The organism is Sinomonas soli, assembly GCF_054782415.1.
This window is the reverse complement of record NZ_BAAGSN010000002.1, coordinates 69,243-88,117: the sequence shown is the minus strand read 5'-3', so window position 1 is coordinate 88,117 and position 18,875 is coordinate 69,243. Positions and strand designations below refer to the sequence as shown.

19 protein-coding genes are annotated in these 18,875 nt (G+C 72.6%); 10 read left to right on the top strand and 9 right to left on the bottom strand.

Going from position 1 to position 18,875, the window contains the following annotated elements; genetic code table 11:
• Window positions 1-3: 3 nt before the first annotated feature.
• The 7 genes from ACYVKZ_RS00965 to ACYVKZ_RS00935 all read right to left on the bottom strand — a co-directional run bounded on the left by ACYVKZ_RS00965 (window position 4) and on the right by ACYVKZ_RS00935 (window position 6,985).
• A complete protein-coding gene (locus ACYVKZ_RS00965) occupies window positions 4-1,284 on the bottom strand; it encodes an APC family permease (protein ID WP_460990166.1) in 1,281 nt (426 codons plus the stop codon).
• 88 nt (window positions 1,285-1,372) lie between these two features.
• Window positions 1,373-2,437, bottom strand: a complete 1,065-nt coding sequence (locus ACYVKZ_RS00960) for an enoyl-CoA hydratase/isomerase family protein (protein ID WP_460990165.1) — start codon at window positions 2,435-2,437, stop codon at window positions 1,373-1,375.
• Between the two features lie 50 nt (window positions 2,438-2,487).
• Window positions 2,488-3,336: a gamma-glutamyl-gamma-aminobutyrate hydrolase family protein gene (locus ACYVKZ_RS00955; RefSeq protein WP_460990164.1), complete on the bottom strand. Its 849-nt coding sequence runs from the start codon at window positions 3,334-3,336 to the stop codon at window positions 2,488-2,490.
• Window positions 3,333-4,430 (bottom strand): glutathione S-transferase family protein, encoded by a 1,098-nt coding sequence (locus ACYVKZ_RS00950; protein ID WP_460990163.1) that lies wholly within the window; start codon window positions 4,428-4,430, stop codon window positions 3,333-3,335. Before ACYVKZ_RS00950 ends, ACYVKZ_RS00955 begins: the two co-directional genes overlap by 4 nt.
• Before the next feature lie 65 nt (window positions 4,431-4,495).
• Window positions 4,496-5,359, bottom strand: coding sequence for an amino acid ABC transporter permease (locus ACYVKZ_RS00945; protein ID WP_460990162.1), 864 nt, complete (start codon window positions 5,357-5,359; stop codon window positions 4,496-4,498).
• Window positions 5,356-6,003, bottom strand: coding sequence for an amino acid ABC transporter permease (locus ACYVKZ_RS00940; RefSeq protein WP_460990161.1), 648 nt, complete (start codon window positions 6,001-6,003; stop codon window positions 5,356-5,358). The genes ACYVKZ_RS00945 and ACYVKZ_RS00940 overlap by 4 nt, the downstream gene beginning before the upstream one ends.
• Window positions 6,004-6,013: 10 nt before the next feature.
• Window positions 6,014-6,985, bottom strand: coding sequence for a glutamate ABC transporter substrate-binding protein (locus ACYVKZ_RS00935; protein WP_460990160.1), 972 nt, complete (start codon window positions 6,983-6,985; stop codon window positions 6,014-6,016).
• A gap of 173 nt (window positions 6,986-7,158) precedes the next feature.
• Between ACYVKZ_RS00935 and argE the strand changes: the two genes are divergently transcribed.
• From argE to ACYVKZ_RS00905, 6 genes are all read left to right on the top strand, one after another.
• Window positions 7,159-8,358 carry an acetylornithine deacetylase gene (argE, locus tag ACYVKZ_RS00930; protein WP_460990159.1) on the top strand — a complete coding sequence of 400 codons (1,200 nt, stop codon included), beginning with the start codon at window positions 7,159-7,161 and terminating at the stop codon, window positions 8,356-8,358.
• Window positions 8,359-8,386: 28 nt separating this feature from the next.
• On the top strand, window positions 8,387-9,670 hold the full coding sequence (locus ACYVKZ_RS00925; protein ID WP_460990158.1) for an MFS transporter: 1,284 nt from the start codon (window positions 8,387-8,389) through the stop codon (window positions 9,668-9,670).
• Window positions 9,671-9,746: 76 nt separating this feature from the next.
• Window positions 9,747-10,589, top strand: coding sequence for an enoyl-CoA hydratase/isomerase family protein (locus tag ACYVKZ_RS00920; RefSeq protein ID WP_460990157.1), 843 nt, complete (start codon window positions 9,747-9,749; stop codon window positions 10,587-10,589).
• A 128-nt stretch (window positions 10,590-10,717) separates the two neighbouring features.
• The gene (locus ACYVKZ_RS00915) at window positions 10,718-12,160 is read left to right on the top strand and encodes a ferredoxin reductase family protein (protein WP_460990156.1); all 1,443 of its coding nucleotides are present in this window, start codon (window positions 10,718-10,720) and stop codon (window positions 12,158-12,160) included.
• Window positions 12,157-12,699 (top strand): FMN-binding protein, encoded by a 543-nt coding sequence (locus ACYVKZ_RS00910; protein WP_460990155.1) that lies wholly within the window; start codon window positions 12,157-12,159, stop codon window positions 12,697-12,699. Before ACYVKZ_RS00915 ends, ACYVKZ_RS00910 begins: the two co-directional genes overlap by 4 nt.
• A gap of 61 nt (window positions 12,700-12,760) precedes the next feature.
• The gene (locus ACYVKZ_RS00905; protein WP_460990202.1) at window positions 12,761-13,588 is read left to right on the top strand and encodes an FAD:protein FMN transferase; all 828 of its coding nucleotides are present in this window, start codon (window positions 12,761-12,763) and stop codon (window positions 13,586-13,588) included.
• A 70-nt stretch (window positions 13,589-13,658) separates the two neighbouring features.
• Here the strand turns inward: ACYVKZ_RS00905 and ACYVKZ_RS00900 are convergent, their stop codons facing one another.
• Together ACYVKZ_RS00900 and ACYVKZ_RS00895 are read right to left on the bottom strand one after the other, a co-directional pair.
• Window positions 13,659-14,426 (bottom strand): SGNH/GDSL hydrolase family protein, encoded by a 768-nt coding sequence (locus ACYVKZ_RS00900; protein ID WP_460990154.1) that lies wholly within the window; start codon window positions 14,424-14,426, stop codon window positions 13,659-13,661.
• On the bottom strand, window positions 14,423-14,950 hold the full coding sequence (locus tag ACYVKZ_RS00895; RefSeq protein ID WP_307006428.1) for a MarR family winged helix-turn-helix transcriptional regulator: 528 nt from the start codon (window positions 14,948-14,950) through the stop codon (window positions 14,423-14,425). The genes ACYVKZ_RS00900 and ACYVKZ_RS00895 overlap by 4 nt, the downstream gene beginning before the upstream one ends.
• Before the next feature lie 24 nt (window positions 14,951-14,974).
• Here ACYVKZ_RS00895 and ACYVKZ_RS00890 point away from each other — a divergent pair, with 24 nt between their 5' ends.
• From ACYVKZ_RS00890 to gluQRS, 4 genes are all read left to right on the top strand, one after another.
• Window positions 14,975-15,259 carry a YciI family protein gene (locus ACYVKZ_RS00890; protein WP_310076644.1) on the top strand — a complete coding sequence of 95 codons (285 nt, stop codon included), beginning with the start codon at window positions 14,975-14,977 and terminating at the stop codon, window positions 15,257-15,259.
• Between the two features lie 121 nt (window positions 15,260-15,380).
• Entirely contained in the window at window positions 15,381-16,709 is a 1,329-nt protein-coding gene (locus tag ACYVKZ_RS00885; RefSeq protein WP_460990153.1) for an alkaline phosphatase family protein, read from the top strand.
• A gap of 148 nt (window positions 16,710-16,857) precedes the next feature.
• The gene (locus tag ACYVKZ_RS00880) at window positions 16,858-17,907 is read left to right on the top strand and encodes an LLM class flavin-dependent oxidoreductase (RefSeq protein WP_460990201.1); all 1,050 of its coding nucleotides are present in this window, start codon (window positions 16,858-16,860) and stop codon (window positions 17,905-17,907) included.
• 19 nt (window positions 17,908-17,926) lie between these two features.
• Entirely contained in the window at window positions 17,927-18,826 is a 900-nt protein-coding gene (gene gluQRS, locus ACYVKZ_RS00875) for a tRNA glutamyl-Q(34) synthetase GluQRS (RefSeq protein WP_460990152.1), read from the top strand.
• Window positions 18,827-18,875: the final 49 nt, after the last annotated feature.

Here is an 18,875-nt window from a genome sequence, read left to right as displayed (position 1 = left end):
CGCTCAGGCGGCCGTCGCCCTCCGTCGGAGGACGACGGCCCGCCCGACCAGCCCGACGGCGAACATCGCCACGCCGGCGACCACCGACTGCCACGGCAGGGTCGCGACGAGGACGAGGCACCCGATCGCCCCGAGGATGTTGAGGGCGCGCGGCCAGCGCCGGTCCGCGGCCGGCTGCGTGAACGCGGAGGCGTTCGCGACCGCGTAGTACACGAGCACGCCGAAGGAGGAGAAGCCGATGACCCCGCGCAGGTCCGTGGTCAGGACGAGGAGGCTGACCACGGCCGCGAGGGCCATCTCGGCGTGGTGCGGGACCCTGTGCACGGGGTGGACCGCGCCGAGCCACGCGGGGAGGTCGCGCTCGCGGGCCATGGCGAGGCTGGTGCGCCCGATCCCGGCGATGAGCGCCAGGAGCGCGCCGAGGCTCGCGACCGCGCCGCCGACCCGCACCACGGGGGCGAGCCCGTCGAGGCCCACGGCGTGGGCGGCGTCGGCCAGCGGCGCCGCGGAGGCGGCGAGGACGCCGGGGCCCGCAGCGGCCAGGGCGGTGACGCCCACGACCGCGTAGACCACCACGGCCATGCCCAGCGCGAGCGGGATGGCCCGGGGGATGGTGGTGCGCGGGTCGCGGACCTCCTCCCCCATGGTGGCGATGCGGGCGTAGCCGGCGAACGCGAAGAACAGCAGGCCCGAGGCCTGCAGGACGCCGTAGACGCCCCCGGATCCTGCGGGCTGGTCCGCCGCGATCGTCGCCAGATGGGCATGACCGCTCCCCCATAGCCCGGCGACGAGCACGGCCAGGGCCGCGAGCGTGATGGTGACGAGGACGCGCGTGAGCTGGGCGGTCCGGGTGACGCCGCGGTAGTTCAGGGCCGCCAGCGCGAGGACCGCGGCCACGGCGACGAGGCGCTGGATCCAGGCCGCCCCGGGAACGGACCCGGGCACGGCGTAGCTGGCGAACGTCAGCGCCATCGCCGCGCACGAGGCCATCTTGCCCACCACGAATCCCCACCCCGCGGTGAAGCCCCACCAGGGGCCGAGGCGCTCGCGGCCGTAGACGTAGGTGCCCCCGGACGTCGGGTAGGCGGCGGCGAGCTGGGCGGAGGCGGTCGCGTTGCAGTAGGCCACGAATGCCGCGATCGCCAGGCCCACGAGCAGCCAGCCGCCCGCCGCGCGGGCGGCTGGGCCGAACGCGGCGAACACGCCCGCACCGATCATGGACCCGAGGCCGATCACCACGGCATCGGGCAGTCCGAGCCTGCGGGCGAGCTGGGGGTTGGTCACGGGAACACTCTAACCAGCGGAGACGAGGCCGATCGGCGGCTGGTTTCGACTCCGCTCAACCACCGGAGGTCCCGCCGCCGGCCCGCGCTCAGTCCCCGCCGAAGGCAGCCTCGACCTCGCGGGGGTCGACGTCCTCGATCCTGGCCGGGTGCCACCGCGGCGCGCCGTCCTTGTCGACCAGGAGCGCCCGGATGCCCTCGCGCATGTCGCCCCGGGCCACGAGCGCCGCGCCGAGCCGGAGGTCCTGGGCCAGCACGTCGACCACATCCATGACGGCCGCACGCCGCAGCGCCTCGAGCGTGACCACCGCGGAGAACGGGCACACCGAACGGATCGCCTCCTCGGCCGCGCGGGCGCCCTCGTGCCCCTCGGCGGCGAGCTCGACGAGCCGGTCCAGGATCGTCTGGGCGTCGTCCCCCGCGTAGGCTTCGTCCACCCATTCCCTCTCGGCGGCCAGCGGAGCCTCGGGAGCCGGAAGCGCGAGGGAGCGCACGGCGTCGTGCGCAATACTGAGCGCCGTCTCCTCGGTCACCTCAGGGGCGCCGAGGCTCGCGTCGAGGAGGTCCACGAGCTCGCCGAGCCGCTCGGAGGGCACGAGGTGGTCGGCCCAACCGAGGTAGACGGCGTCGGCGCCGGTCGCGGTCGAGGACGTGAGCGCGAGGTGGGTGCCGAGCTCCCCCGCGGCGCGGGCAAGCAGCGCGGCCATGCCGACGTCCGGGGTGAACCCGATCCGCGTCTCCGGCATCGCCACGGACGTCCGCTCGGTCACGACCCGCACCGAGCCGTGGGCCGAGATGCCCAGGCCGCCGCCCATCGTGATGCCGTCCATGAGCGCCACGTACGGCTTCGGGTACCCCGCGATGAGGGCGTTGAGGCGGTATTCGTCCGTCCAGAACCCGACGGCCGCCTCGTCGGGGCCGTCGCGCAGTGCGCGGACATCTCCGCCCGCGCAGAGCCCGCGGCCCTCGCCGCGCACGACGACGGCACGCACCTCGGGCTCCTCGGCCCACCGCTCGAGGGCGTCCTCCATCGCCAGGACCATGTCCCGGTCGAGGGAGTTGAGGGCGCGGGGCCGGTCCAGGGTGATGATGCCCAGGGCTCCCCGGGTCTCGGCGCGGACGTACTCGCTGGTGGGAAGGTGCTGCTCGGCCATGGGCGCTCCTCCTGGGGGACGTGGCTTCTCGAACGGACGGACGTGGCTCCTCAACGCGCGGAGGTGACTCCTCGGGGCGACGGACGTGGCTCCTCGACGACAGGAGCGGTGGCAGCCGGCTGCCGGCCGCGGGCCTGGGCCGCCTCGCGGCAGGCCGCGACGAAGGCGCCCATGATGGCCTCGAGCTGGCCGGGCGCTGCGCGGACGGTCTGGGGATCCTCGGGGTGCCACTGGACCGCGACGAGCCAGACGTCGGGGTCCGCGGCCTCGACCGCCTCGACCACGCCGTCGGGTGCGGTGGCGCTCACGCGCAGGCCGTCCCCGAGCACTGCGGCCGCCTGGTGGTGGCCCGAGACCACGCTGGCCCGGCCGCCGAGCATGCCGGCGAGGCGGGTTGTGGGCTCGATCGCCACGTCGTGGAGGACCATCGGTCCGGTCGGGTCGGCCTGGTTGAGGTGCATCCCGGGGACGCCGTGCGCGGTGGTGCGGGGCAGGTCCTCGTGCAGGGAACCGCCGAGCACCACGTTGACCAGCTGCAGGCCCCGGCAGATGCCGAGGACGGGACGGGCGGCGGCGAGGGCGCCGCGCACGAGGTGCGCCTCGGCGTCGTCCGCGACGCGGTCCACGCCGTCGATCGTCGGGTGTGCGGCGTCCCCGCCGTACAGGGCCGGGTCCACGTCACCGCCGCCCATGACCACGACGCCGTCGAAGTCCTCCGCCGCCGGCAGGGCGCCGGCGGCCGCGTCGAGCACGACGGCCCGCGCCCCGGCGGCCTCCAGCGCGGCGGCCGCGCTCGCGGTGAGGCCCGCGAGTTCGGCGTGGAACCACGGCTCGTGCGAGGGCGCGCTGTCCGCCCAGGTCACAGCCACCCGCGGGGCCCCGACGGCCGGCGCGCTCATGCGCCGCCGGCCGCGGGATCAGCCGGGTAGAGCGGATTGTGGCCTGCGGCGACGCGCTCGGCCGCGGGCGGCGGCCCGGGCGGGGTGCCGTCGCCGAAGGGCCGGCCGCCGAGTTCCTCACGGCCGTGCGGGGTGAGCCAGTTCGACAGGTCCGGGCCCTCAGGGACGATCCCGGTCGGATTGATGTCCTCGTGGACGATGTAGTAGTGCTGCTTGATCTGCACGAAGTCGATTGCGTCGCCGAATCCGGGCGTCTGGAACAGGTCCCGGGCGTAGCCCCACAGGGCCGGCATCTCGGTGAGCTTGTTCCGGTTGCACTTGAAGTGTCCGTGGTACACGGGGTCGAAGCGCGCGAGGGTGGTGAAGAGGCGCACATCGGCCTCGGTGATGGTGTCCCCGACGAGGTAGCGCTGGCGGCTGAGGCGGTCCTCGAGCCAGTCCATGGCGTCCCAGAGGCGGGCGTACGCGCGGTTGTAGGAGGCCTGGGAACCGGCGAAGCCGCAGCGGTAGACGCCGTTGTTGACGTCCCTGAAGACCCGCGCGTTGACCTCGTCGATCTCGGCGCGGAGGGCCTCGGGGTACAGGTCTGGGGCGCCCTTGCGGTGGAACGCGGTCCACTCGAGCTCGAAGTCGAGGGTGATCTGCGGGTAGTCGTTGGTGACGACGGCCCCGCTGGAGACGTCCACGACCGCGGGGACGGTGATGCCGCGGGGGTAGTCCGGGAAGCGCCGGAAGTAGGCCTCCTGGAGCCGCTCGATGCCGAGAACGGGATCCCGGCCGTCAGGGTCGAGGTCGAAGGTCCACGAGCGTGAATCGTGGGTCGGCCCCGGGAGGCCGAGCGAGAGAGCGTCCTCGAGGCCGAGCAGCCGGCGCACGATCACCGTCCGGTTCGCCCACGGGCAGGCGCGGGCGGCGACGAGGCGGTAGCGGCCGCTCTCGGCCGGCCATGCCTTCGCGCCGTCCGGCGCGGGACTGCCGGGCGGGAACTCGCCGTCCCGCGTGATGCGGTCCTCGATGTAGTTCGTGTCCCGGGTGAACTCCTCGCCAGTGTGCACGTAGGCGCCCTTGGTGCTGAATGCGTCGCTGCCAGCCATGCGGCCAGCCTAGCGCGCGCCTCCGACAGCGAGGGCTGCTTCCTGCGTGCGCGGGCGGCGCCGCCTCAGCCGATGCCGGCCGGGGCCGGCTCCCGCTCCGGCTCGGCGGCGGCCTTCCCCGCGCGGGCGGTCCTCCCCGAGACGCGCCGCTCGAGGTACCGGGCGAAGTGCGAGATGAGGATGTTCGTGACCACGTAGACCGCGGCGATGACGAGGAAGGTCTGGATGAGGTGGTTGGTGTAGGCGGTGAGGTTGTTCGCCGTCTTCATCAGCTCGGGGTAGCTGACGGCGTAGCCGAGGGTCGTGTCCTTCAGGAGCACCACGAGCTGGGCCACCATGGACGGCACGACGATCCGGACCGCCTGCGGCAGCACCACGAACCGGGTCGCCTGCGAGTTCCGCATCCCCAGGCTCAGGGCTGCCTCGACCTGGCCGGCCGGAAGGGCGAGGATCCCGGCGCGGAAGATCTCCGCCATCACCGCCGAGCTGCACAGCGTGATGGGGATGACGAGCTTCCAGAAGATGTCCGGGTTGATCCCGTAGTTCGGCAGGCCGCTGACGAAGATGTACACCACGAGCAGCAGCGGCACCGAGCGGAAGAACTCGATGTACGCCGTCGCGGGCCAGCGCAGCCACCGCCGGTGCGAGGTGCGGCCGAGGGCCATGAGGAGTGCCGTCGGGATCGCGAACAGCGCCGACGCGGCCGCCGCCAGCGCGGTGTTGCCGAGGCCGGCCAGGAGGAACTGGATGTAGGGCCACTGGGTGAACTCGGCCCAGCGGTCGGAGGCGAGCTGCCCGGCCTGGCCGAAGCGCTGCACGACGAGGAAGGCCACGGCGAGGATCGCGAGGACGCTCAGCACCGTGACGATCCGGATCGTGCGCCGGCCGCGGGGGCCCGCGGCGTCGAAGATGTGCTCCTGGGTGCTCACCGCTGGACCCTCCACCGCTTCTCGAGCCGCGCCCCCACCCCGCCTGCGAGCAGCGAGATGATCACGTAGGCGAACGCGACGATGACGTAGGCGGTGAGGCCCAGGGCCGCCTGGTTGTTGATCTCGGAGACCTGCAGGGTGAGGTCCTTGACACCGATGACGCCGGCGAGCGAGGAGCTCAGCAGGATCCCGATGAACACGTTCACGAGCGGCTGGACCACGCTCCGGTAGGCCTGCGGGAACAGGACGTGGCGGAGCACCCCGAAGAAGTCCAGGCCGATCGAGCGCGCGGCCTCGATCTGCCCGACAGAGACGGCGTTGATGCCGGTGCGGATCGCCTCGCAGGTGAAGGCGCCCCCGAGCAGGGTCATGGACAGCGCCGCGCACGTGAAGAGGTCGAACGTCAGCCCGATGTCCGGCAGCCCGAAGGTCACCACGACGAGGAGGCTGATGAGCGGGATGTTGACGAACAGCTCCACGTAGACCCGCCCCACCGCGCGCAGCGGCACGATGGGGCTGATCCGGAAGGCCGCCATCACGGTCCCCAGCACGAGCGAGCCCAGAAAGCTCACCGCCGTGAGCCTGACCGTCATCCACAGCCCGTCGAGCAGCTCCGGGAGGTAGGTGGTGAACAGCTCCTGCATGGCGGCCGGGTCAGGAGGCGATGGCCGGCGGCTTGGGCGGATCCGTCTTGACGACCTGGCCCACGGTGGCCTTCCAGAGCGCGGCCCAGGTGCCGTCCTCCTCGATGGACTTGAGCCAGGCGTTGACGAACGCGAGCGCGTCGCTGCCCTTGTGCAGCCCGATCCCGTACGGGTCGGAGTTGCCGAACGGGTCGCCGACGATCTTGACGTCCTTGTTCTTGGCCACGTCCGAGAGCAGGATCGACTGGTCGATCACGTAGGCGTCCACGCGGCCCTGCTGGACGGCGGCGAGGCACTTGGGGTTGTCGTCGAAGGTCTGCACGTTCGCCTTCGGCGCGTACTTCTGCAGGAGGGCGACGCCGGTGCTCGCCGCCTGGGTGGCGACGTTCTTGCCGGCGAGGTCATCGATGGAGTTGATGCTCGAGTTCGTCGACTTCACGAGGATGGCCGACTTCGACTCGTAGTACGGTCCGGCGAAGTCGACCTTCTGCTGGCGCGCCGGCGTGATCGAGTAGGTCGCGATGACCAGGTCCACGGACTGGTTCTGCAGCAGGGTCTCACGGGTGTCCACCGTGACCTGGCTGAGGTTCTCCTTGGGCTGGCCGGTGATGTACTTCGCGAGCAGCTGGGAGATGCCGGCGTCGAAGCCCGCGACCTTCCCGGTGGCCGGATCCCGCAGCGAGAACAGCGAGGACGTGTCGGTGCCGCCCCGGTTGATCACGCCCCGGGCCTTGATGGCCTTGGCCCACGCGTTCCCGTCCACGAGCGAGGCGTCCGCGACCTTGCCCTTCGACAGGACGGCGTCGTAGGCGGCGAGGTCGATCACCGATCCGGAGGCACCCGCCGAGCCGGACCCGGACGGCGCCGGGAGCGAGGGGCTGCTCGAGCATGCGGCCAGCGCACCTGCGCCCAGGGTCCCGAGGCCGATGCCGAGGAGCTTCCTCCTGCTGAGCTGGAGCCCGGCGATCTCGATGCGTTCCATGGGTGTACCTCCATGACGTCTGGCCCGCGAGCGCGGGCCGTCCAATGGCGGGGCCGGGGCCCCTCGACGATCTACGATTTGCCAGTCTAAGCATGATTTCCGTCACGCACGCAGGTGCGCCGCGGGAAACGCGGGACTACTGTGAAAATCCCAGACCCTCCGAACGCTAGGACGTGCACGTGGACGTGGACCTGGAAGCGACTGAATCAGCCGTCTCGCGGGAGACCATGGAGTGGATCACGCGGCTGATCGGGCTCGACACCACGAGCCGGGACACGAACCTGCCGCTCATCGACCTCGTGTCCGCGGAGGTGCGCCGCCACGGCGTCGAGCCCGTCCTGGTCCCGAATGCGGACGGGAGCAAGGCCAACCTGATCGCCACGTTCCCGGCCTCGGACGGCTCGGTCCACGGCGGGATCGTCCTCTCCGGCCACACCGATGTGGTCCCCGTGGACGGCCAGGAGTGGTCGAGCGCACCGTTCACGCCCCAAGTCCGCGACGGGCGCCTGTACGGCCGGGGGGCGTGCGACATGAAGGGGTTCGTGGGCGCCGTCGTCGCCCGGATCGGGCAGATCGCCGCCGCGGACCTGCGCGAGCCGCTCCATCTCGCGTTGTCCTACGACGAGGAGATCGGCTGCCTCGGCGCCGAGGACCTCGTCAAGGACATGGTGGGGCGCGGGCTCCGTCCGAGGGCGTGCATCGTCGGCGAGCCCACGGGCATGCGGGTGATCCGCGGCCACAAGTCCATCAACCTCGTCCGCGTGGACTTCCACGGGGTCGCCGCCCACTCCTCGCTCACACCGCGGGGCGTGAACGCGATCGAGCACGCCGCGGCGTTCGCCCGGTTCGTCCGCTCGGTCGCCGACGAGTTCCGCGAGCAGGGCCCCTACGACGACGCATTCGATGTCCCGTACACGACCTGCACCGTCAACCTCATCGAGGGCGGAATCGCCGTCAACACGATCCCGGCGGACTGCAGCCTCCACTTCGAGTTCCGCTCCATCGGCGGCGTCGACTCCCGCGCCCTCCTCGAGCGCTTCCAGGCCGAGCTCACGCGGATCGAGGGCGAGATGAGGGCGGAGCACCCGCAGGCGGGCCTCGACGTGACCATCGTCGCCGCCGCGCCGGGCCTCGAGACGGCAGCGGACGCCGAGGTGGTCCGCCTCGCCGCCGAGTTCGGCGCGGAGCCGAGCACCGAGAAGGTCGCCTACGGCACCGAGGCCGGCCTGTTCGACCAGGGCGGCATCCCCACGGTCGTGTGCGGCCCCGGGGACATCGCCCAGGCCCACTCCGCCGACGAGTACGTCGACCTGGCCCAGCTGGCGCGCTGCGAGGCCTTCCTCGACCGCGTCATCGCCCATCTGAAGGCCTGACCTGCCCGGACCCACCCGAAGGAGCGCCATGCCAGCCATCCCCGCCACCGCCGCGGTCACCCCGGAACGGCTCGCCGCGGCCCGCCGGGCCGTCGTCAGCAGCTCGATCGGCGCCGCCCTCGAGTGGTTCGACATCATCGTCTACGCCTCGTTCGCGATCGTGATCGCCGAGAACTTCTTCCCGGAGGGGGACAGCACCCTCGGGCTCATCCTGACCTTCGCGACATTCGCCATCTCCTACCTGGTACGGCCCCTCGGCGGGATGTTCCTGGGCTCGTACGGCGACCGGCACGGCCGCAAGAAGGCCCTGACCGTCACCCTCGCGCTCATGATGCTCGGGACCCTCATCATGGCCATCGCCCCGACCCATGCGCTCATCGGGGGGTGGGCGGGGATCATCATCCTCATCTCGCGGCTCATCCAGGGCTTCTCTGCCGGCGGCGAGTTCGGCACGGCCACGACCTTCCTCGTCGAGACCGCACCGCACCGCAAGGCCTACTACGCCTCGTGGCAGGTCGCGGCCCAGGGCATCTCGATGTTCCTGGCCTCCGCGTTCGGGTTCGCGCTGTTCAGCTGGCTGACGAAGGACCAGCTGTACTCGTGGGGCTGGCGCATCCCGTTCATCCTGGGGGTCTTCATTGGCCCGGTCGGCCTCTACATCCGCTCCCGCCTGTCCGAGACAGAGGAGTTCGAACGGAGCGAGAAGCACGCCGCGCCGATCCGGGCCGTCTTCTCCACCCACCTCGGCCGCCTCCTGGCCGCCTCGGCGAGCATCGGCGTCGCCACGATCTCGATCTACCTGATCCTCTACATGCCCACGTTCGCAGTGAAGAGCCTGCATGTCACCGCGGGCGCCGCCTACCTGGGCGGCGTGGTCGCGGGCCTCGTGATCCTCGTCGGGACGCCGTTCGTCGGCAGCCTCGCGGACCGGGTGGGGCCGGCGCGGCTCATGCTCTGGGCCGCGGTGGCGGCGCTCGTGCTCGCGTGGCCTCTCTTCCAGCTGATCATCAGCACCCCGACGCTGCCCGTCTTCATCCTCCTCATCACGGTCCTCGGCATCCTGTGCGCGCTGTACTTCGGGCCGCTGCCGACCCTGCTCACCGAGATCTTCCCGATCAACGTGCGCACCACCGGGGTGGGCGTGGCCTACAACGTGGGCGTCACCGTGATGGGCGGCCTCGCACCGCTCGTGCTCACGTGGCTCCTGGGCCTCACGGGCGCCCTGGCCGCGCCGAGCTTCTACTACATGGCGGTGGCCGTGATCTCGCTGATCGGGCTCACCGTCGCGAAGCGGAAATACCACGCCCGGTGAGACTGGGTTTCACCACCGCGCCGGGGACCGCTAGCGTGGGGGTCGGAACACACCATCGACGGCGAGGACGTGACCCATGGCCCCCACCAGCAGCGATTCGGCCAGCATCGAGCTGGGCCGCTACGCAACGCTCGAGCTCGAGCTCACGGAGGGCATCCTGACCCTCACTGTGAACCGCCCCAAGGCGCTCAACGCCCTCTCCCAGCAGGTCATCGCGGACCTGTGGAAGGCCTTCACCGCGATCGAGGACTCCTGCACGCACGACGCCGGGTGGCCCGTCCGCGGGGTCATCGTCACCGGCGCGGGGGGCAAGGCCTTCGTGGCGGGCGCGGACATCCGCGAGATGGCGTCGATGGATCCGGACGACGCCGCGGAGTATGCGCGCTCGGCGCAGGGCGTGACGCTGCTGATCGAGAAGGTGCCGGTGCCGGTCATCGCGGCAGTGGACGGGTTCGCCCTCGGGGGCGGCTGCGAACTGGCCCTCGCGTGCGACTTCATCTACGCCTCCGAGGCCGCGCAGTTCGGCCAGCCCGAGGTCAACCTCGGGCTCGTCCCGGGCTTCGGCGGCTCGGTGCGCCTGCCCCAGCGCGTGGGACTGGGCCCCGCGCGCGAGCTCATCTACACCGGCCGCCGGATCGATGCGGCCGAGGCCCTGCGCCTCGGGCTCGTCAACCGCGTCCTCCCCAGCCGCGAGGAGCTCCTCGCGGCGGCGCGCGCCACCCTGGGCGAGATCGCCCCCAAGGCCCCGCTCGCCGTTGGGCTCGCCAAGCAGTCCATCACCCGCGCATACGGACGCCACACCGGCCAGGGCCTCGAGATCGAGGCCGAGCTGTTCCGGGAGGCGTTCACCACCGAGGACATGCACGAGGGCACCGGGGCGTTCCTCGAGAAGCGCACGGCGGCGTTCGCCGGGAAGTAGCGCCGTCCGGAGCGGGCCGACCGGGGGTGCTGTGGCACCGGCCACAAGGGTTGAGATTTCAACCAACGCACGGCTGGGGTCAAGGGCCACCACAGCAAATCGACAGGGTGCTGCCCGATTGTTGAAGCATGACGGCGACACTTCCCACTCCCCAGCCCCGCACGGAGGCACTGCCCCGGGCGACCCGGCGCGCCGCCCTGGGCCGTGAGCTCCGGGCCCGCGGACGGCGCCGCCTGATCGGCGCGGACCTGCTCAGCGTGGCCGCGTGGAGCTCGGCGGCCGCCGCCGTGGCCCTCTACCTCGCGGACGGCGGGGCCGGCCAGTTCGGCTCGGTGCCCTCGGCGCTCACGGCCATCGGCATCATCGCCGGGCTCATCGGCACGGACCTCGTGCTCGTGATGCTCCTCCTCGCCGCGCGGCTGCCCTGGATCGACCGGGCCATCGGCCACGACCGGGCCATGGCCGTGCACGGCAGTCTCGGCAAGCCCTCGCTCTACCTGCTCCTGGCCCACATGGTCTTCCTCCTGCTCGGCTACGGCGCCTCCGAGGGCCTCAACCCGATCGCCGAGGCCGTGAGCCTGTGGAACCTCGTGCCGGACATGTGGCTCGCCTTCGTCTCCATCGCGCTGTTCCTCGCGGTCGTCGTGACCTCCCTCGTGGCGGTGCGGCGGAAGATGCCGTACGAGTTCTGGCACGGAATCCACCTCCTCACCTATGCGGCGGTCCTGACCGCCATTCCCCACCAGTTCAGCGTCGGCGGCCTCTTCGCCGAGGGGCACTGGCAGCGCCTCTACTGGGAGGTCTTCTACTGGGGCGTGGTCGTGGCGCTCGTCTGGTTCCGCGTGGTCACCCCCCTGGTGCGCACGTGGCGCCACCAGCTCACGGTGACCCAGGTGACCCAGGAGGGGGCCGGCGTCGTGAGCATCGAGATGACGGGCCTGCGCCTGCACGAGCTCACCGGGGAGGGCGGCCGGTTCTTCATCTGGCGCTTCCTGGCCCCCGGCCTGTGGTGGCATGCGCACCCGTTCAGCCTCTCCGCCGAGCCGCGCGGCGACGCCCTGCGCATCACCGTCCGCGGCCTCGGCCGCGGCAGCGCCGCCCTCGCGCGGCTCCGCCCCGGCACCAAGGTGGCCCTCGCCGGCCCCTACGGCAACTTCGCCCACGCCTCCCGCACCCGCCCGGGCCTGGTGCTCGTGGGCTCGGGGATCGGCATCACCCCGATCCGCGCCCTGCTGGAGCGGGCCGAGTTCGCCCCCGGCGACGCGACCGTGATCCTGCGGGCCAGCGCCCCGCACCAGCTGTACCTGCGCGAGGAGATCGCCGCCCTGTGCCGGGCCCGCGGCGCGGTGCTGTACGAGCTCGTGGGGCGGCGCGCCCGCGGCAGCTCCTGGCTCCCCCGCCATCAGACCGGGCTGCACCTGACCGATTACCTCCCCGCCGGCGCTCCGACGCTGGCCGACTCCGACGTCTACGTCTGCGGGCCCCGCGAGTGGTCCGACGCCGTCCTCGCCGACGCGAAGGCCTCCGGCTCCCGCGACGAGACCCTCCATCGCGAAAGGTTCGACTGGTGAGAAAACGCGCAGCACTCTCCGCCTCCGTCGCCTCCCTCGGCATCCTCGCCATCGGCTGGCAGGCCGGCGCGCACGCCCTCGAGGCCGCCCAGCCCACCGCCGCCGGCGCCCCCGGGACCTCGGGGACCTCGGGGACCTCCGGTGCGGCGAACGGCACGGGAAGCACGACGGCGGGCTCCGGCTCGGGCGCCTCCGCGTCGGGCTCGGGTTCCTCGGGCTCGGGGACCGCGTCCCAGGCGACCGCCGGCGCCCAGGCCAAGGCCCAGACCACCTACGCGGGGCAGGCCGTTTCGACCCGCTACGGCGACGTCCAGGTCCAGATCACCGTGCAGAACGGCAAGATCACCGACGTCGCAGCCCTCCACCTGACCGACGCCGAGATGCGCTCCCAGATGATCAGCGCCAACGCGGCGCCGATCCTGCGCTCCGAGGTCCTCCAGGCCCAGTCTGCCAACGTCCAGACGGTCAGCGGCGCCACCATCACCTCCGACGCCTACCTCCAGTCCCTCCAGGCGGCCCTCGATGCAGCCCATCTCTGAGCCCGCACCGGGCGCCCCGGCGCCGACCGCCCCGGCACTGCGCGGCCGCACCTTCGTGTGCATGGGCACCGTGGTCAGCCTCACCGTGCCCGTGGGCCCCGGCGAGGGCCTGCAGGCCGACCTCGACCGGCTCGAGGCCGCGACCGCCGCCGTGGAGGACCAGTTCGCGGCGCTCGACGCCCAGTTCAGTCTGTACCGGCCGGACTCGGAGGCGAGCCGGATCGCGCGCGGCGAGCTGGCCCTCCTGCAGGCCAGCCCGCTGATGCGGGAGCTGTACGCCGACGCCGTGCGGTGGCGCCGCCGGACCGAGGGCGCCTTCACCCCCGAACGCCCGGACGGGCTGCTCGACCTGGGCGGGCTCGTCAAGGGCTACGCGATCGCCGAGGCGGGGCGCTCCCTCGTGGCGCTCGGCGTGCACGACTGGTGCCTCAACGCCGGCGGCGACGTGCTCGTCTCCGGTACCCCCGCGCCGTCGTCCGGGTCCTCGACGTCCGCGGCGGCCGCAGCGGCCGGTGAAACCGGCACTTCCCCGTGGCTCGCCGGGATCGTGGACCCCGCCGACCGGCGCACCCTGCTGGGCGCCTATCCGCTGGGGGCCCGGCCGGCCCCGCGGCTCGCACTGGCGACCTCGGGCTCGGCCGAGCGCGGCGACCACATCTGGACCGTGGGCCTGCGCGGCGCCTCCGGCCCCCGCCGGCCCGAGTTCGCCCAGGTGAGCGTGGCGGCGCAGGACATCGTGACCGCGGACGTGCTCGCCACGGCGATCGTGGCCGGCGGCCGGCCCACCCTCGATGCGGTCACCGCCCGCTGGGACGTGGACGTCCTCGCCGTGGCGCACGACGGCGGACTGCTCGCCACCCCGGGATTCCGCGCCCCGAGCGCGGCGTAGCGCCGCTCCCGGGCCGGCCCTGCCGGCCCACGGGGTCGGCGGACCGGCTCGTCAGAGGCGCACGGGCCCGTCAGAGACGTACGGGCTCGGGGTACTTCGGGCTCAGGCTGTCGCCCGAGGAGCGGCCCGTGATGCGCCGGACGACCCACGGCCAGGCGTACTCCCGCGTCCACGCGGCGTTGGCGCGGAACTGCTCGACGCGGCTCAGCTTCGGCAGCGGCACGGCGTCCGGGACCTCGGCGAGGCCCTCGTGCTCGAGCAGCTCGAGGACCCGGTTGGCCATCGTCGCGTGGCCGAGCGCGGACATGTGCATCCGGTCGACATCCCACATGCGCCAGTCCTGGAACTCGTGGAAGCGCCAGTAGTCCACGAGCGTGGCCCCGTGGCGGTCGGCGATCCAGCGGACCTGCTCGTTGTAGATCGCGGTGCGGCCGCGCATGGCCCCGAACACCTTGGACGAGCCCGCGTCGAAGCCCGTGAAGAGCAGCACGCGCGCGCCCCCGTCCACGAGGCGGCCCACCGCGGCGTCGTAGCCCTCCATGAGCACGTCGATGTCCACCTTGGGCCGGAGGATGTCGTTCGCCCCGGCGTAGATCGTCACGAGCGTGGGGCGCAGCGCGAGAGCAGGGTCGATCTGCTCGGCGAGGATCTGGCGGATCTTGCGCCCGCGGATCGCGAGGTTCGCGTAGCCCAGGCCCGGGTCGGCGCGCTGGAGCTGCTCGGCCACGCGGTCGGCCCAGCCGCGCACCCCGTTGGGACGCGCCGGGTCGGCGTCGCCGACGCCCTCGGTGAACGAGTCTCCGAGGGCCACGAAGCAGGAGGTGAAGGACTCGCTCACGGTGCCACCTCGCCGTCGTGCACCGGACCGAGGAGGCGCTCGCGGGACGGGTCCCGGAAGATCCAGTTCTCCTCCTGGAGCCGGCCGACGATCTTCTCGCCGATGTCCGCCATCCGGGCCACGTCCTCCGCGCCGAGGGCGTCGAACACGAGGTTGCGCACGCGCTCGACGTGCTCGGGGGCCAGGTCCACGATGGTCTCCCAGCCGGCGTCCGTGAGGTGCGCGGTGGTGACGCGGGCGTCGTCCGGGGAGGGCCGCCGGTCGATCCACCCCCGCCCCTGGAGCTTCGTCACCACGTGCGAGAGGCGCGAGAGCGAGGCCGAGGTGCGGGAGGCGAGCTCCTTCATCGGCAGCATGCGGCCCTCGGCCTCCGAGAGCATCGCGAGCACGTTGTAGTCGAACAGGGACAGCTTGTTCAGCTGCGTCAGGTGCGCATCGAGGGCTGCCGGCAGGAGCGTGGTCACGCTCAGCAGGGCAAGCCACGCCCGGCGCTCCTGGGCGTCAAGCCAGCGGGGTTCCGTCACGGGTACCAAGCATAGGCTGTGGGGATGCTCATCGTTTCGCTCACCTACACCGTGCCCCTCGATGTCGTCGAGGCCCACCTCGGGGCCCACCGGGCGTGGCTCCGCGACGCCGTGGACCGCGGGCTCGTGGTCGCCGCGGGGCGCAAGAATCCGCGCACCGGCGGGATCCTCCTCTCCCTCGCGGACCGGGACGCGCTCGAGGCCGCGATCGCCGAGGACCCGTTCTCGGTGCACGGCGTGGCCGAGTTCGAGGTCATCGAGGCGGACATGACCGCCGCGGCCGCGGGGTTCGAGGCACTGCTCGCCTGACCCCGGAGGACGAGCTCCCCGCCGGCTGTTCCGTCCCGCGCCGCCGCGCCATAGCCTGTCCCCGTTGGGCTCCGGATGCCCCCGGGGCGCTCCCCGGTGTTATCCCAGCGGAGGACAGGCCATGGCTGCAGGACTCGCAGGAATCGACCACGTCGTGGTGCTCATGCTCGAGAACCGCTCGTTCGACCATCTCCTCGGATACCTCTACCACGCCGAGGGGAACGTCTCGCCGAGCGGGGCGCCGTTCGAGGGCCTGACGGGGACCGAGAGCTGCCCCGGGACCGATGGCCGGCCCGTCGCCGTCTACCCCATCACCCCGACCACCCCGGACGCCTACTTCATGCCGGGCGCCGACCCCGGCGAGGGCTTCGCCAAGGCCAACAACCAGCTCTTCGGGACCACGAAGCCCGCTCCCGGAGCCGTGCCCACGATGACCGGGTTCGTGGCCGACTACGCCCAGGCCATCAAGGACAACCAGGCCAAGAAGTGGTACGTGGTGCCGGGCACGGAGCCCGGCTGGATCATGGGCTGCTTCGCCCCGGAGGCCCTCCCCGTCCTCAGCGGGCTCGCGCGCGGGTTCGCCGTGTGCGACCACTGGTTCAGCTCCGTGCCCACGGAGACCATGCCCAACCGGGCCTTCACGTGCGCCGGAACGAGCCAGGGCCACATGGACGATGTCACGAAGTCCTTCACCGTGCCGAGCATCTTCGGCCTCCTTGGCCAGCACGGGGTCCCATGGAAGATCTACGGGTACAGCAAGCCGCCGCTGACCCGGCTCAACTTCCCGGACACGCAGAAGGCCCCGGCGGCGAACATCGGCAAGTTCGCGGACTTCCGCGCCGACGCCGCGGCCGGCACCCTGCCCGGCTTCGCCTTCGTGGAGCCGGCCTGGAGCTCCACCGGCAACAGCCAGCACCCCAACTACAGCATGGCCGCCGGGGAGCAGCTCATCCTCGACACCTACACCGCGCTCCGCACCGGCCCCGCCTGGGCCAGGACGCTGCTGATCGTGACGTACGACGAGCACGGCGGGTGCTACGACCACGTTCCACCGCCCGCGGGCGCGACGCCGCCGGATGCCTCCCCGGGCGAGTTCGGGTTCGACTTCACGCGCTTCGGGCCCCGCGTTCCCACGGTGCTCGTGAGCCCGCTCATACCCGCCGGCACCGTGTTCCGCGTGCCCGCGGGATCCATGCCGCTGGACCACACGAGCATCCTGGCCACCGTGGAACGGCGGTTCGGGCTCCCGCCGCTCACCCGGCGGGACGCGGCCGCGCCCGATGTCGGCGCGGCCCTCACGCTCGCGGCCGCCCGCACCGACGATCCCCTCGCCGGCGTGTCCGCGCCGCCGCCGCCCGCCGTCCCCGCTGCCCTGGCCGCCACGCCCTCGCACCTCGCGGACGTCCGGGACGAGCTCATGGCGCGGTTCGCCCCGGCGCAGACCCCCTAGTCCGCGGGCATGCCGTCCTGCTCACGCCGCAGCGTCCGCCTCGGCGCGTCGCCCCTCGACACGCCGAGGGAAGCCGGCAGCCCGCTCCGGCGTGAGCAGAATCGCGCAACCGGGGAATGCCACGAGATGGTTGAATGTTCAAGTGACCATGGACTTCGGCATCTTCACCTTCGGCGAGCTCACCCGGGGCCCCTCGGGCTCCGGGCGCTCCGCCGCCCAGCGCATCGATGAGACCCTCCGGCTCGCCAGGCTCGCGGACGAGGCCGGGCTGGACGTGATCGGCCTCGGCGAGCACCACCGCCACGACTTCGCGTTCTCTGCCCCGGAGATCGTGCTCGCCGCGATCGCCCGCGAGACCCGACGCATCCGCCTCACCACGGCCGTCACGGTCCTCTCCACCGCGGACCCCGCGCGCGTGTTCGAGCAGTTCGCCACCCTCGACATCGTCTCCGGCGGCCGCGCGGAAATCCTCGCCGGACGCGGCGTCTTCCCCGAATCGTTCCCGCTCTTCGGCTACGATCCCGCCGACTACGACGCCCTCTTCGAGGACAAGCTCGAGCTCCTGCTGCAGATGCGCGAGCAGGCGGACGTCACGTGGCCCGCCCCGGGCGCCGGCACCCGGCCGCGCGCGCACCATGCCCTCCACGAGGCGGCCATCGCGCCGCGCCCGCTCCAGGAACGGCTGCCGATCTGGCGCGGCGTGGGCGGCACCCCCTCGAGCTTCGTCCGGGCCGGCCAGGCCGGAGTCCCGCTGTTCCTCGCGCTCCTGTCCGGGCACCAGCACTTCGTGCGGCTCGTCGAGCTCTACCGGACGGCCGGCGCCCAGGCCGGGCACGCGGCGTCGTCCCTGAAGGTCGGCACGGGCAGCCACTTCTACGCCGCCCGCACCTCCCAGGAGGCCCGCGACGCGTTCTACCCCCACTACGCCGCCTACATCGGACAGAACATGCCGCGGCCCGCGGGGACATTCCCGCGCGAGCAGTTCGACGCGTGGGCCGGCCCCGGCGGCGGCCTCCTCGTGGGCAGCCCCGCCGAGGTCACCGAGCGCATCCTCGCCACGCACGAGGCCCTCGGCACGAGCCGGTTCATGGCCCAGGTGGGCCTGGGAACGCTCCCGTTCGCGGAGACGGCGGCGTCCGTGGAGCTGCTGGCCACCGAGATTGTGCCGGCGGTGAAGAAGGCCCTCGGCGAACACTGAGCCCGCTAGCGTAGACGGCATGACCTCCGGCGCCGGACGCTTCGCCCCCAGCCCCTCCGGCGAGCTGCACCTCGGCAACCTCCGCACGGCGCTGCTCGCGTGGCTCTTCGCCCGGTCGGCGGGCCGGCGGTTCATCCTGCGCGTCGAGGACCTGGACCGGGCCCGTGCGGGAGCCGAGGAGGTCCAGCTGAGGGACCTCGCCGCCGTCGGCCTCGACTGGGACGGCGAGGTGGTCCGCCAGACCGAGCGGGGCGGGCTCTACGAGGACGCGATCGCGCGCCTGGCCGCGGCGGGCCTCACCTACGAGTGCTACTGCACCCGCCGCGAGATCCACGAGGCTCCGAGCGCGCCGCACGCCCCGCAGGGCGCGTACCCCGGCACCTGCCGCGACCTCACCGAGGCGCAGCGCGCACGACGCCGCGCGGAGCGTCCCGCCGCGATCCGCCTCCGCGCCTCGGTCACCGACTGGGCCGTGACGGACGTGCTCCACGGGAGGTACTCGGGGATCGTGGACGACTTCGTGCTGCGGCGCAACGACGGGGTCGTGGCGTACAACCTCGCGGTGGTCGTGGACGACGCCGCCCAGGGCGTCGACCAGGTGGTCCGCGGCGACGACCTGCTCCCCTCCGCCCCGCGGCAGGCCTACCTCGCCGGGCTCCTCGGGGTGCCCGTCCCCGAGTACGCCCATGTGCCGCTCGTGCTCAACCCCGCCGGTCGCCGGCTGGCCAAGCGTGACGGCGCGGTGACACTCGGCGCGCTGGCGGCGGCCGGCGTCGGGCCCGAGGAGGTGACGGGGCTGCTCCTGGGATCCCTCGGGCTGCCCGCCACGCTCCCGGAGGCGCTCGTCGCGTTCGATCCTGCAGCGCTCCCCCGCGACCCCTGGGTGCTCGACCCGCAGGACCTGGCCCCCAGAAGGTGACCTTCAGGAGGTGACTCCCAGACTGGGTCTGGGAGTCATGTCCTGGGAG

Excerpts from the sequence above, each read along its gene's own strand:
- ACYVKZ_RS00960 (WP_460990165.1), bottom strand. The coding sequence starts at position 2,437 with ATGGCCGAGCAGCACCTTCCCACCAGCGAGTACGTCCGCGCCGAGACC.
- ACYVKZ_RS00955 (WP_460990164.1), bottom strand. The coding sequence starts at position 3,336 with ATGAGCGCGCCGGCCGTCGGGGCCCCGCGGGTGGCTGTGACCTGGGCG.
- ACYVKZ_RS00950 (WP_460990163.1), bottom strand. The coding sequence starts at position 4,430 with ATGGCTGGCAGCGACGCATTCAGCACCAAGGGCGCCTACGTGCACACT.
- ACYVKZ_RS00940 (WP_460990161.1), bottom strand. The coding sequence starts at position 6,003 with ATGCAGGAGCTGTTCACCACCTACCTCCCGGAGCTGCTCGACGGGCTG.
- ACYVKZ_RS00935 (WP_460990160.1), bottom strand. The coding sequence starts at position 6,985 with ATGGAACGCATCGAGATCGCCGGGCTCCAGCTCAGCAGGAGGAAGCTC.
- ACYVKZ_RS00925 (WP_460990158.1), top strand. The coding sequence starts at position 8,387 with ATGCCAGCCATCCCCGCCACCGCCGCGGTCACCCCGGAACGGCTCGCC.
- ACYVKZ_RS00920 (WP_460990157.1), top strand. The coding sequence starts at position 9,747 with ATGGCCCCCACCAGCAGCGATTCGGCCAGCATCGAGCTGGGCCGCTAC.
- ACYVKZ_RS00915 (WP_460990156.1), top strand. The coding sequence starts at position 10,718 with ATGACGGCGACACTTCCCACTCCCCAGCCCCGCACGGAGGCACTGCCC.
- ACYVKZ_RS00905 (WP_460990202.1), top strand. The coding sequence starts at position 12,761 with ATGGGCACCGTGGTCAGCCTCACCGTGCCCGTGGGCCCCGGCGAGGGC.
- ACYVKZ_RS00890 (WP_310076644.1), top strand. The coding sequence starts at position 14,975 with ATGCTCATCGTTTCGCTCACCTACACCGTGCCCCTCGATGTCGTCGAG.
- ACYVKZ_RS00885 (WP_460990153.1), top strand. The coding sequence starts at position 15,381 with ATGGCTGCAGGACTCGCAGGAATCGACCACGTCGTGGTGCTCATGCTC.
- ACYVKZ_RS00880 (WP_460990201.1), top strand. The coding sequence starts at position 16,858 with ATGGACTTCGGCATCTTCACCTTCGGCGAGCTCACCCGGGGCCCCTCG.
- gluQRS (WP_460990152.1), top strand. The coding sequence starts at position 17,927 with ATGACCTCCGGCGCCGGACGCTTCGCCCCCAGCCCCTCCGGCGAGCTG.